The 12,630-nt window shown below is 33.9% G+C and carries 11 protein-coding genes; 6 read left to right on the top strand and 5 right to left on the bottom strand.

The features are described 5' to 3' along the window. Nucleotides 1-233: 233 nt before the first annotated feature. A complete protein-coding gene (locus tag C245_RS0120865) occupies nt 234-3,674 on the top strand; it encodes a methylmalonyl-CoA mutase family protein (protein WP_017498562.1) in 3,441 nt (1,146 codons plus the stop codon). A gap of 174 nt (nt 3,675-3,848) precedes the next feature. Then, a complete protein-coding gene (locus C245_RS0120870) occupies nt 3,849-5,426 on the top strand; it encodes a T9SS type A sorting domain-containing protein (RefSeq protein ID WP_017498563.1) in 1,578 nt (525 codons plus the stop codon). 194 nt (nt 5,427-5,620) lie between these two features. Here C245_RS0120870 and C245_RS0120875 read toward each other — a convergent pair whose 3' ends face one another. Together C245_RS0120875 and C245_RS0120880 are read right to left on the bottom strand one after the other, a co-directional pair. Next, on the bottom strand, nt 5,621-5,971 hold the full coding sequence (locus tag C245_RS0120875; RefSeq protein ID WP_017498564.1) for a hypothetical protein: 351 nt from the start codon (nt 5,969-5,971) through the stop codon (nt 5,621-5,623). Nucleotides 5,972-6,189: 218 nt separating this feature from the next. Further along, complete coding sequence (locus C245_RS0120880; protein ID WP_017498565.1) at nt 6,190-6,570, bottom strand: hypothetical protein; 381 nt, start codon at nt 6,568-6,570, stop codon at nt 6,190-6,192. Nucleotides 6,571-6,866: 296 nt separating this feature from the next. Between C245_RS0120880 and C245_RS23810 the strand changes: the two genes are divergently transcribed. Next, complete coding sequence (locus C245_RS23810) at nt 6,867-7,334, top strand: type ISP restriction/modification enzyme (protein ID WP_017498566.1); 468 nt, start codon at nt 6,867-6,869, stop codon at nt 7,332-7,334. A 52-nt stretch (nt 7,335-7,386) separates the two neighbouring features. On the opposite strand, the gene C245_RS0120890 is transcribed toward C245_RS23810, so the two are convergent. The 3 genes from C245_RS0120890 to C245_RS0120900 form a co-directional block, all read right to left on the bottom strand. Continuing rightward, the gene (locus C245_RS0120890; RefSeq protein ID WP_017498567.1) at nt 7,387-7,773 is read right to left on the bottom strand and encodes a hypothetical protein; all 387 of its coding nucleotides are present in this window, start codon (nt 7,771-7,773) and stop codon (nt 7,387-7,389) included. Nucleotides 7,774-8,097: 324 nt separating this feature from the next. Next, the gene (locus C245_RS0120895) at nt 8,098-8,544 is read right to left on the bottom strand and encodes a T9SS type A sorting domain-containing protein (RefSeq protein WP_017498568.1); all 447 of its coding nucleotides are present in this window, start codon (nt 8,542-8,544) and stop codon (nt 8,098-8,100) included. A 513-nt stretch (nt 8,545-9,057) separates the two neighbouring features. Next, complete coding sequence (locus C245_RS0120900) at nt 9,058-9,471, bottom strand: T9SS type A sorting domain-containing protein (RefSeq protein WP_017498569.1); 414 nt, start codon at nt 9,469-9,471, stop codon at nt 9,058-9,060. A gap of 446 nt (nt 9,472-9,917) precedes the next feature. Between C245_RS0120900 and C245_RS0120905 the strand changes: the two genes are divergently transcribed. The 3 genes from C245_RS0120905 (at nt 9,918) to C245_RS0120915 (ending at nt 12,592) form a co-directional block, all read left to right on the top strand. Continuing rightward, nucleotides 9,918-10,790, top strand: a complete 873-nt coding sequence (locus C245_RS0120905; RefSeq protein ID WP_017498570.1) for an AraC family transcriptional regulator — start codon at nt 9,918-9,920, stop codon at nt 10,788-10,790. Between the two features lie 305 nt (nt 10,791-11,095). Beyond that, entirely contained in the window at nt 11,096-11,965 is an 870-nt protein-coding gene (locus tag C245_RS0120910) for an alpha/beta hydrolase family protein (RefSeq protein WP_017498571.1), read from the top strand. Nucleotides 11,966-12,067: 102 nt separating this feature from the next. Continuing rightward, entirely contained in the window at nt 12,068-12,592 is a 525-nt protein-coding gene (locus C245_RS0120915) for a hypothetical protein (protein ID WP_026110203.1), read from the top strand. The last annotated feature ends 38 nt before the right edge of the window (nt 12,593-12,630 follow it).

The following is a 12,630-nucleotide window of genomic DNA, read 5'->3' on the forward strand; positions in this document are numbered from 1 at the left end:
TAAATTACTTTATAGTGTTGATTTATAGGTTCTTGTATTTTGTTTAAATATTTCAAGATTTCCATGTTGTTAACATTTTTATAAGACTTATATAGGATAAATCAACTTAGTATTCAATTTGTTACCCCTCTAAAAGAAAAAAGATTCTTTTTTTTGTTAACAAAAAGATATTAGCATGATCAAATGTTGTAATATTTTGTAAATTGCTCCCTTAAAATTATCATATTCATAAAATGGAACAACAAATACCATATATTCCTAAAAATAAAGTAAGAATTGTAACCGCAGCCTCTCTTTTTGACGGACATGATGCAGCGATAAACATTATGCGTCGTATTATTCAGTCAACCGGAGTTGAGGTAATTCACCTTGGGCACGACCGTAGTGTTGAGGAAGTGGTAAATACTGCTATTCAGGAAGACGCGAATGCGATTGCGATGACATCGTATCAGGGAGGGCATAATGAATATTTTAAATACATGTATGACTTGCTCAAAGAAAAAGGAGCAGGACACATTAAAATTTTTGGAGGCGGAGGAGGAGTAATCCTTCCAAGCGAAATTTCAGAATTACATGAATATGGTATTACAAGAATTTATTCTCCGGATGATGGTCGTTCTTTAGGTTTACAAGGAATGATTAATGATTTGGTTCAACGTTCAGATTATCCTATTGGAGATCAGTTAAACGGAGAAATCGATCATATCGAAAATAAAATTCCAACCGCAATTGCACGTTTGATTTCGGCAGCAGAAAACTTTCCTGAAATCGCAAAACCAGTTTTTGATCAGATTCACGAAAGCAATACCGATTCTAAAATTCCGGTTCTTGGAATTACCGGAACAGGTGGAGCCGGAAAATCATCTTTAGTGGATGAACTGGTTCGTCGTTTTTTAATTGATTTTCCTGAAAAAACGATCGGATTGATTTCTGTCGATCCGTCAAAAAGAAAAACAGGAGGAGCATTACTGGGGGACAGAATCCGTATGAATGCCATCAACAATCCTCGTGTGTATATGCGCTCGCTGGCGACACGTCAGTCGAATTTGGCCTTATCCAAATATGTTGCCGAGGCCATTCAGGTTTTAAAAGCAGCAAAATACGATTTGATTATTCTTGAAACTTCAGGAATCGGACAATCCGACACCGAGATTATGGACCACTCTGATGTATCCTTATACGTAATGACACCGGAGTTTGGAGCAGCGACACAATTGGAAAAAATCGACATGCTTGATTTTGCCGATTTGGTTGCTTTGAACAAGTTTGATAAAAGAGGTGCTCTTGACGCCATCCGTGACGTTAAAAAACAATACCAGCGCAATCATAATTTATGGGATAAAAATCCTGATGAAATGCCGGTTTTCGGAACCATCGCTTCTCAGTTTAACGATCCGGGAATGAACACGCTTTATAAAGCGATCATGGACAAGATTGTGGAAAAAACGCAATCAGAATTGAAATCTACTTTTCAGATTACGAAGGAAATGAGCGAGAAAATCTTCGTGATTCCGCCACATCGAACCCGTTATTTATCCGAAATTGCAGAGAACAACCGATCTTATGATGAAATCGCAGCTTCACAGCAAAAAGTAGCTCAGAAATTATATGGAATTTTTAAAACGATAGAAACCGTTTCAGGGAAAGTTCCGCAAATTAATAAAGCCGGAATCGATGACGACAGCGTCATCCTGAGCGAAGCCGAAGGATTAGACGAAAACAGAATCTTTTTAAACCTGTTACTCAATCAGTTTGATAAGGTAAAAATGGATCTTGATCCGTACAACTGGGAAATTATCCTGAATTGGGACGAAAAAGTAGCCAAATATAAAAATCCGGTATACAGTTTTAAGGTGCGTGATAAAGAAATTAAAATCGCGACTCATTCTGAAAGCTTATCGCATTTACAAATTCCAAAAATTGCTTTGCCTAAATATGAAGCCTGGGGTGATGTTTTGCGTTGGAATTTACAGGAAAACGTTCCGGGAGAATTTCCGTTTGCGTCAGGATTGTACCCGTTCAAACGTGAAGGTGAAGATCCGTCAAGAATGTTTGCAGGTGAGGGTGGACCGGAAAGAACCAACAAGCGTTTTCACTACGTAAGTGCAGGATTACCGGCAAAACGACTTTCAACTGCTTTTGATAGTGTGACTTTATACGGAAACGATCCGGATATTCGTCCTGATATTTATGGAAAAATCGGTAATGCCGGAGTTTCGATTTGTTGTCTGGACGATGCTAAAAAACTGTATTCAGGTTTTGATTTGGTTCACGCCCTGACTTCGGTAAGTATGACCATCAACGGACCGGCACCTATGCTGTTAGGTTTCTTTATGAACGCGGCTATCGATCAGCAATGTGAGATTTACATTAAAGCCAACGAATTAGAAAAAGAAGTTGAAGCAAAAATCAACAAAATATACAAGGAAAAAGGAACAGAACGTCCGAAATACCAAGGTGATTTACCGGAAGGAAACAACGGTTTGGGATTAATGCTTTTGGGGGTTACCGGAGATCAGGTTCTACCTTTGGAAGTGTATAACGATATCAAAGTAAAAACCTTATCACAAGTTCGTGGAACGGTTCAAGCCGATATTTTGAAAGAAGATCAGGCACAAAACACCTGTATTTTCTCAACGGAATTTGCATTGCGATTAATGGGTGACGTACAGGAATATTTTATTACACAAAACGTTCGTAATTTTTACTCCGTTTCGATTTCAGGGTATCATATTGCTGAGGCAGGAGCCAACCCAATTACACAGTTGGCTTTTACGCTTTCGAATGGTTTCACTTACGTGGAATATTACTTAAGCCGTGGCATGAACATTAACGATTTTGGACCAAACTTATCGTTCTTCTTCTCAAACGGAGTAGACCCTGAGTATTCAGTAATCGGACGTGTGGCACGTAAGATTTGGGCAAAAGCCATGAAAAACAAATACGGAGCCAACGAAAGAGCGCAAATGCTAAAATATCATATTCAAACTTCCGGGCGTTCCTTACACGCACAGGAAATTGATTTTAATGATATTCGTACCACTTTACAGGCTTTGTATGCGATTTACGACAACTGTAATTCATTGCATACCAACGCTTATGATGAAGCGATTACCACACCAACCGAAGAATCAGTGCGTAGAGCCATGGCGATTCAGTTGATTATCAATAAAGAATTAGGTCTGGCGAAAAACGAAAACCCAATCCAGGGATCGTTCATCATCGAAGAATTAACCGATTTGGTAGAAGCTGCCGTTTTACAGGAATTCGACCGCATCACAGAGCGTGGTGGGGTATTAGGTGCAATGGAAACCATGTACCAACGTTCTAAAATTCAGGAAGAAAGCTTGTATTACGAAACTCTGAAACACAATGGAGATTTCCCGATTGTGGGTGTAAACACCTTCCTGAGTTCAAAAGGATCTCCAACGGTAATTCCGGCAGAAGTAATTCGTGCCACCGAAGAAGAAAAACAATATCAGATTACGATGCTGGATAACTTACACCAGTTTCACGAAGCAAAAGTAAACGAGCATCTGCGCCAACTACAGGAAGCCGCCATTAAAAACGAAAATTTATTCGTCCATTTAATGGAAGCGACTAAGGTTTGTTCGCTAGGGCAAATTACTTCGGCATTGTTTGAAGTAGGCGGGCAGTATAGAAGGAATATGTAGAATTATTTTAGTGTACTTTATTAAGAATAAGGGATTTGATTTAATTATCAAATCCCTTTTCTTATTATATGACTTTTATATTTTTGGCTCAATGATATTTGTAATAATAATCATTATATATTTGCCCTTTTTTAAACAATATTCTCTGCTAAATTAAACTACAGATTGTCTACAATGAAAACAAAACTACTCTTTTTTATTTTATTTTTTAATTTCATTAATCTTAACGCTCAACAAAAAATTTATGATTTTTATGGAAATCCTGATTATTTTATAAATTTTAAGGATCATATTTTATTTGAAGGATATACAGAGGAGTTTGGTCGTGAACTTTGGAAATCAGATGGGACTTCCAATAATACGACACTGTTATCGGATATTAACCCGGGAAAAGAACCGTCTTATCCGTTACTGTTTGAAGATTACAAAGTGGTCTTTAAGAATGAGTTGTATTTTGTAGCAGGCGATAAAAATTCGTCCAATATATGGAAAACTGATGGAACAACGGAAGGTACTATAAAAATAACAAATTTTGCAAATGAAAGGGTTTCCAAGCTAGCTATTGTGGGTAATTATGTGTTTTTTTTGGTTAAACTAGGAAATACGCATCAGCAAGTTTGGAGGACAAATGGATCTATAGAAGGCCCTGAAATGATTAAAGATATTACAGGTTATTATACCGATCCGAGCTTTGTCGGTCAGTTGAATGGTAATTTTATATTTACAATTTCAGCTGAGAACGTAGGAAGTAGCAGAATTTGGAGAAGTGATGGAACGACAGAAGGAACTTATCCTATTAGTCCATTATTAAGTGGAAATGGATCAGGATATTCAGGAACAAGCTCATTATCCCAATATATAACGTTTAATGGAAAGATGTATTTTATTGCAAAAAAAGATCTTTATGAAACAGATGGTACACTTGAAAATACAAAAAGTATTGGAGGTGTGTTTAATGCACAAAGTGATCTAGTAGATTATAGTTCTGCAATAGAGGTAAATAATAATTTGTATTTCATATTTTTTTCTGCGAATAAGCATAAGCTGTCAATATGGAGATTTGATCCTACAAATAGAACTTTGAACGAAATATATACGCACACAAGTCAAAAATATTTTTCACCCTCGAATTTTATTAAAATAGATAATTCTTTGCTTTTCCTTTCATCTAATGAAACAGGAGCCGCATCTTTAGTATCATTTGATTTTGCAACTTATAAAGTGTCAAATTTAAAGCAATTATCAAATACTATAGAACAGACTGATGGTTTCGTGTACTTATTTGATTGTTCAAAGATTTTTAAAATTAATAATAATGAGTATTTTATATCAGAAATAGATAAGGATAAATATTCGAGAAAAGGGTGGATTTTTAATAGAGTATTAAATACAATTGAAAACATTAGTGTATTAGATAATATAAGAGATGCCATTGTTTATAATGGAGATATATATTACGCAAAGGGGCGTAAATTATGGAAATATAGTAATAATTTAAGTACTCCATTAATAGAAAGTAGATCATCTTTAGTATTTTATCCAAATCCAACAACTGACTTTGTAAATTTACAGACTGAAAATAATAATGAATTTGAAAATGCTCAGATTTTTGATTTAAATGGAAAGTTGGTAAGTGATGAAACTGATTTTACTACTGATAAAATTGATGTTTCTAAATTAAATCCAGGTACTTATATCTTAAAAGCTAAAGTTAACGGAGTTATAGTTTCAAAGAAAATAATAAAAAATTAAAATTCCATCCAGTTTGTCATTTCGATTGAAAGGAGAAATTACGCTTGAAAATCTACAAAGATTGGCGACTTACTTTGCGGAGTTTCTATTGTGATTTCTCCTTACGTCGAAATGACAAGATTGTGGTTGTTTTTCTCGTTGCTGGTGAGTACCCTCGCATGAATCCAAAGCAATGCACGAACGAGTCGCTCTCCCTAACAGCAGTTTGCTAATAAATTTTTAGCTTCGTTTAAATTAGGCTCTCGTGCTAATTTCAGTACGCTAGCCATTACCTCTAACCAATGCCCTTTATTATGAGTGTTATGAAATGAAGCTCCATAAAATGAAGCAGTTGATGGATAAGAATCAATATTTTTCTCTTTTGCGATTTTAGAAAATACTTTTGCTAATTTTTCTTTGTTTATAATTGTTGTTTCAAATCTTTCTGGCAAAATGCTACAAGTACAGAATAATGTTAAACATAAATTTGATACCTCTCTGTAAGTTACATTATTTAGTAAAGATTGATTTAAATAGTTAAAAAGTTCCTTGGTATCATAATTCATAGCTTTTGTATTTAATCGAGACGCTCATGCCAGCAAAAGAGTTAAAGAATAGATTTTTACAGTTTGTCATTCCGACCGAAGGGAGAAATCACACCAGTATTTCCGCAAAGTAAATTGACAATCTTTGTAGAGTTTCGATTGTGATTTGCTTCGCCTATTCGCTATCGCTCGAGTCTCCTTACGTCGAAATGACAAGATTGTGGTTGCTTTTTAGCGAATTAAGCTTTCTTTTTTACCGAAACTTTTGTTTTTAATTTTTCAATAAGAGCGTCGGCTTCCTGATATAGGGAAATTGATCGCAGCGATTCTGCGTAGCGGTAATAATATTCGGGTTCTAAATCGGTGGTGAGAGCGAAAAGTTCGCGGTACCATTTGGCTGCTTTATCCAAATTACATTTGGCGTAAGAGGAGTTTCCTAATTTTTGAAATAAATCAACAGATTTATAGCCTTTTGCTGCAACCCTTTCGTAGGTTTTCATCACATCAACATAGGCATATTTATCGCTTACTTTATCGGTTTGATACAATTTTTCGCTTTGAGCAGAGACACGAATAGAAAACAGAGTCAATAGCATTACAATAGCTAGTTTTTCTTTCATGAAAATGGATTTAAATGGGGACTTGATATTATTTTTATTTTTTTGGAACAATTTAAAAGCAAGAGAATTATTTAATGTTAGCTGATTGTGTTTTTTGCAAATATATCTAAATCAGTAATATAACATGCATTTTGGCGATGTTTTTTTGATTTTATCGATAAAATTAGAGTCGAAAACAATAGTAAAATCCTGTCTGGTAAATAATTTCTTATGGATATAAAAACGTTTAAGGCTTGAATTTATTTTAGTTACGCTAAAAAATAATCTAACTTTATAAAGATTTAGAGAGTGGGAGTATGAGAATTGAAGAGTATTTAAATAAAATAAATAATTTACGTCTTGTAGAAAATAGAGTTGGGCTTCCTGTTATTGCTGAGTTGGAAGAGCTTATTTTAAAAACAGCGTTAGAGAACAGCCAAAGCTATTTTACGCTGGAGATGCTTTTTCAAAAAGCAGACAATACTAGTGTGACATTAAATCCCGAAACTTTTCAATTTATTGCCAATTGTTGCGGTTTGCTGTTTATGGATGAGAAAGAAACCGGAAATGTTTGTTTTGCTCACAGTCCGAAGTTACGACCTGAGTTTAAACAAAGCTTTACGGCAATTGATGTTTTAGATTTAAGTTATGCTATTTTGCATTCGTCACTTTATAGCGAAGATTTAAAAGTAGGGGAATTAAAAATTCCTATACCGCAAGATGTTGCTGTATTTTGGAAATTAGTTCAAATAGGAGAGGAATTACGAGGGAAAGAAAAGGAATAAGCAAAAAAAAGCATCAGCCCCGCTGATGCTTTTCAATTTCAAGTAAAAACAATTAGCGACGGAAAGCAGGGCTTTTGTTCACTGATTCGTCCATCTTTACAGTTTTTGATTTCTTAGCAGAAACCGTGATTTCATGTTTGGCAACTTTACCATTTTCTTTTACTTCCAGGATGTAAGTTCCGGCAGGATATGCCTCTAAACTTAAAGTTTTTGACGTTTCTAACTGGTTTGAAGCAGTTTCTCCTGTGTAAACCAAGTTATTGTTTTCGTCATAGATAGTAAAAACTGATTTCTCAATGGAGTTTAAAGTAAAACTAACTACTTTTCCATTTCCGGTTTTTATATTCAAAATATAATCCCCTTTTCCATCAAATGCATACGTAAAAATTGTTGTTAGAAATACGGCAACAACTAAGCCCACCTTCGTTAAATTTGTCATGTCTTTTTTAATTGTTTATTACTCATTTTGCAACGTGTAAAACTACAAATAGAAATTTAATTTTATGCAAAAAACTTACTTTTTTCAATGCTTAAATTGCTGAATTAAAGATGTTTCTGTGTTTTACGTGAACTATGTACGTATTTACTGGGATGATGGATGTTTTTATTTTGATTTTTTTTTATAGTGTGTAAACTACTCTTTTATAATTATTAAGAATATTTTTCTAAAAATATAAAAATCAGTTGTTTGAGATGAGAGAAGGACATAAAAAAACAGCTCAATAACGACAAAGAGCTGTTTAAAACGTACTATTTTCACTAACTAAATAAATTCGCTTTTTTTGGGTAAGGGGTAAAATTTTAACGTGCAGCGACACTTGTTTTTTTTAGCAGAAAAACCTGCTTTATAACTCGATGAAATTGCTTTTCTGGAAAGTACCGTAGTAGCTTCAGTAATAGTAATTTCATGTCTTACTTTTTTGATGTTATCCTCAACTTCCAGAAAGTAGGTTCCTGCTGGGAGTTCTTCCAGATTAAAAGTTCTCAATATCCCATCTTTACCTGAAGCATTTTCAGTATAAAGTAAGCTACCGTCTTTATCATAAATTGCCAGGTTTGCTTTTTGCACTTTGTTCAGGGCAAATGCAATTAGCTTTCCGTTGGCTTTTAATACATGAAGATTAAAATCTTCATTCCCGTCAATTGCATATGTACTCATTCCGGTGAAAAGTACTGCACATACTAAACTTAATTTTAAAATCTTTTTCATGACTTTTAGTTTTTAGATTAATAATTCTAATTATCTGATGCTAAATTACTTATGAAACAATGGTTTTCTCACAACTCTGTTTTCTTATTTCTATGCTATATTCTCATTTACGAAACCGTTATAGGTTAAAATTTAGATTATTTTTAGCGTTAGTGTTAATTCTGCGATTATATTTTAATGTTTTCATAAAGTTAAGGCAATGTGGTTTAGCTTCTCATTCTTACAAAACGTGTGTTTTAGGATTTAACCGCAAGGTGCGCAAAGTTTTTTTCTATCTTTTTTATACAACCGCAAAGTTCGCAAAGCTAATTATTGATAAAGCCTTGCGAACTTTGCGGTTACTACACGTAATTTGGGATAAAAAAACTTTGCGCACCTTGCGGTTAATCCCGTTAGTTTATAAGCAAAAAAAAAACAGCTCAATAACCACAAAGAGCTGTTTTAAAACAATCACGTTTTTACTTTACTAACTATCTAACCTCATTTTTATACTTTATGAAAGCATAAACTTTTTTAACGTACTGCTACGTTTGAATTTTGAGCAGTGAAATCTGCTTTATAGGTAGATGAAATTGCTTTTGCAGATAATATTGATTTGTCATCTGTAATTGTAATTTCATGTCTTATTTTTTTAACGCTGTCTTCCACTTCTAAGAAATAGGTTCCTTCCGGAAATTCTTCTAAACTAAAGGTTCTTAAAATTCCTTCTTTACCTGAAGCATTTTCAGTGTAGATTAGTGAACCGTTTTGGTCATAAATACTCAAACTGGCTTTTTGCACCTGGTTTAGAGCAAACGTAATTAGCTTTCCATTACCCTTTAATACGTGAAGGTTAAAGTTGTTGTTACCATTTTCATCAATTGCATAAGTGCTTATTCCTGAAAAGAGTACCGCACATACTAAACTTAATTTTAAAATGTTTTTCATAGCTTTTCGTTTTAAATGATTAGGTCATTTCTCTGAAGCTAAATTACTTTAGAACCGGATTTTTTTTCGCAACTCTATTTGCCAATTTATGTGCTGTATTCTCATTTACGAAACCGTTATAGGTTAAAATTTGAATTATTATAGGCGTTTTTGTTAATTGTGCTGTTATTTTTCAATGATTTTAAATTTTGAACAATCTATGAATGTATCTATAATTCTTACATATATATTGTATGCTTATAAAAAGACCTGATTAAATAGGATATATTAAAAAAAAGATTGGAAAAAAACGAGTATAAAAAAAATACGGGAATAATTGTGATTTTGAATTTAGTGTTTTTTGGTTTTTTATGATATATTCTCATTTACGAAACCGTTATAGGTTAAAATATGAATTATGTTAGGTGATTTTGTTAAATTCGCTATTATTTTCTAAAAACTTTATCATGAAGACGATTGCCCCTGCTCTTGAAGTGATATCTAATTCTTACGGAAGCTCCTTTACGTATACCAAACATGCGGAAAAAACGAACAGTAAGGCACATTTATGGCATTATCATCCCGAAATTGAGCTGGTTTACATCAATGGGGGAGCAGGTAAAAGACAAATAGGAAGCCATGTTTCGTATTACACCAATGGCAGTTTACTTTTGATAGGGGCCAACCTGCCACATTGTGGTTTTACGAATGAAATGACGGGAAATACAGACGAAACAGTCATTCATATTAAACCTGAATTTTTGGGCAATGATTTTTTTGTAGCACCCGAAATGAAAAAAGTTCGAAATGTTTTGAATCAGTCAAAAGGAGGAATTGCTTTTGGAGGAGAAACGAAGAAAAAAGTAGGTAAAAGAATCGAGATGATGGAAAATCAGCTTCCGTTTGAACGTTTACTTACACTTTTAAGTATTTTGGATGAGTTGGATTCATCAGAAGAATATACGGTACTAAATGCCGATGGTTTTTCGTTAGAATTGCAGACTCAGGATAATGACCGAATGAATGTAATTTTTAATTATGTGAAAGATCATTTTCAGGAATCGATTGCCATTGATGAAGTTTCGAATCTGATAAGTATGACAACACCTTCTTTTTGTCGTTACTTTAAAAAAATCTCCAATAAAACGTTTACCGAATTTGTAAACGAATACCGTTTGGTACATGCTTCAAAGCTTTTAGCAGAGAAACCAATAAGTATTAATGAAGTTTGTTATGAAAGTGGATTCAATAATTTTAGTCACTTTAGTAAATCTTTTAAACAGTACACCGGTAAAAGTGCGTCTCAATACCGCAATGAACATAAAATTGTCATTCAGTAAAACTTTTGTAGTTGCACAGAGACTTACGAAGAAATCACACAGAGACTCGCGAAAAAAAGCACAGAGATACACGAAGTTTTTTAATCTTTTGTGTATCTCTGCGTATCCTTTGTGTCTCTTTGCGGAATTTTACTGTTTCATTTAATTGATGTAAACTAACGTGATTTGTGAAAAAAAACATTATAGTTTTAAATAAAAAAAAATCAAACAAATTCACCAATTCAGCATCGAAAAAACAATCAGATTTTTCATATGGTTTATGCTGAAAAAGTTATATTTACAAACCTTAATCAGAAAATTTAACTATGAAAAACTTTAAGATTTTAGTGTTTGCTGTTCTTATGGGGATCTCTTCAATGAGTTATGCCGCAAAAGTTGATACCCTTCAAGTTGCGAGTACAGCCATGAGTAAAACCTATAAAGCAGCGGTTGTTTTGCCTAATTCGTATGCCAAAAGCAAAGCTGCATTTCCGGTGATGTATTTATTGCATGGTGCTTACGGACATTTTAGCGATTGGTTAAAAAATACTCCCAGTAAGAAATTAGTACAAAATTTATCCGATCAGTATAATATAATCATAGTCATGCCCGAAGGAGAAACGTTTAGTTTCTATTTGGATAGTCCGGTAAACAAAGGAAGTCAGTTCGAAACCTTTATCACACAAGAGGTCGTTCAAAAAGTAGATAAAACATACCGAACCATAAGCAACAGGAACGGAAGGGTAATCACGGGACTTTCTATGGGAGGTCACGGCGCTTTGTATTTGTCGGCCAAGCATCCTGATTTGTTTTGTGCTGCCGGAAGTATGAGTGGGGCGGTAGATATGGGAGTAATGCTACAGAGAGATGCATCGGCACAAGTAGTGAAATTAATGCAGCCTGTTTTTGGGGATAAAAGTGATAATTCTGAAATGTATGCGCAATATGCTGTATTGGGAATGTTGGACAAACTTAAAGCAAATAAACTCCCTTTGATTATAGATTGTGGTGTAGATGATTTTTTGATAGAACCTAACAGAGAACTACATCGAAGATTGGTTTACAGCAAAGTAGATCACGATTATACCGAACGTGCAGGAGCGCATACCTGGGAGTATTGGGAGAATTCACTGCCTTATCACGTTTTATTTTTTAATAAAATACTGCTTAAAAATCAGCAGGTTACAAAAAAATAATAGAAAAATCGAATAAGAACGGTATCAAATATTTTTTTTGGTTTGATTTTTGGAATACCTTTATATATGTATATTCTAAAAACAAATAATACCACAGAAATTATGAAAAAGATACTTACCCTATTCGCAGTTGCAGTCGTTGGACTGATTACATTTTCTAGTTGTGAAGGACCAGAAGGACCAGTGGGGCCTCCGGGACCAGAAGCAGAAGTGTTTGAACTTCAAAATGTTAATTTTTCTTATAACGCTACCGACGGTTACAATATCTATCAAAAACTGAATCCTGTAATTTTTGATTCTGATGTGATTTTAATTTACAGATTGGCGGGAACAGTTAATCCAACTACTCCGATCTGGCAGCAAATTCCAAGAACCGTTTATACTTCAAAGGGTGATTTTGATTATGATTTTGATTTTAGTAAAAGCGATTTCACTATTTTTGCAGGAGGGAATTATGATTTAGCTTTAACACCTGAGTTTATAAAAAATCAAACTTTTAGAATTGTAATTGTGCCGGGAGCATTTTCAAGTACTGGTAAATCAGTAAATAAAGCAGATTACTCTGATTATAATGCTGTTATTAAAAAATACAACATTGATGATAGTAAGGTTAAAAAGCTAAACTAATCATTAGAATGTCATAAAAAAAGGAGATCGTCACGATC

The sequence above is a fragment of the Flavobacterium sp. WG21 genome (genome assembly GCF_000335775.1).
GTDB classification, from domain to species: Bacteria; Bacteroidota; Bacteroidia; order Flavobacteriales; family Flavobacteriaceae; genus Flavobacterium; species Flavobacterium tructae.

Excerpts from the sequence above, each read along its gene's own strand:
- C245_RS0120915 (WP_026110203.1), top strand. The coding sequence starts at position 12,068 with ATGAAAAAGATACTTACCCTATTCGCAGTTGCAGTCGTTGGACTGATT.
- C245_RS23810 (WP_017498566.1), top strand. The coding sequence starts at position 6,867 with ATGAGAATTGAAGAGTATTTAAATAAAATAAATAATTTACGTCTTGTA.
- C245_RS0120865 (WP_017498562.1), top strand. The coding sequence starts at position 234 with ATGGAACAACAAATACCATATATTCCTAAAAATAAAGTAAGAATTGTA.
- C245_RS0120895 (WP_017498568.1), bottom strand. The coding sequence starts at position 8,544 with ATGAAAAAGATTTTAAAATTAAGTTTAGTATGTGCAGTACTTTTCACC.
- C245_RS0120870 (WP_017498563.1), top strand. The coding sequence starts at position 3,849 with ATGAAAACAAAACTACTCTTTTTTATTTTATTTTTTAATTTCATTAAT.
- C245_RS0120875 (WP_017498564.1), bottom strand. The coding sequence starts at position 5,971 with ATGAATTATGATACCAAGGAACTTTTTAACTATTTAAATCAATCTTTA.
- C245_RS0120890 (WP_017498567.1), bottom strand. The coding sequence starts at position 7,773 with ATGACAAATTTAACGAAGGTGGGCTTAGTTGTTGCCGTATTTCTAACA.
- C245_RS0120905 (WP_017498570.1), top strand. The coding sequence starts at position 9,918 with ATGAAGACGATTGCCCCTGCTCTTGAAGTGATATCTAATTCTTACGGA.
- C245_RS0120900 (WP_017498569.1), bottom strand. The coding sequence starts at position 9,471 with ATGAAAAACATTTTAAAATTAAGTTTAGTATGTGCGGTACTCTTTTCA.
- C245_RS0120910 (WP_017498571.1), top strand. The coding sequence starts at position 11,096 with ATGAAAAACTTTAAGATTTTAGTGTTTGCTGTTCTTATGGGGATCTCT.
- C245_RS0120880 (WP_017498565.1), bottom strand. The coding sequence starts at position 6,570 with ATGAAAGAAAAACTAGCTATTGTAATGCTATTGACTCTGTTTTCTATT.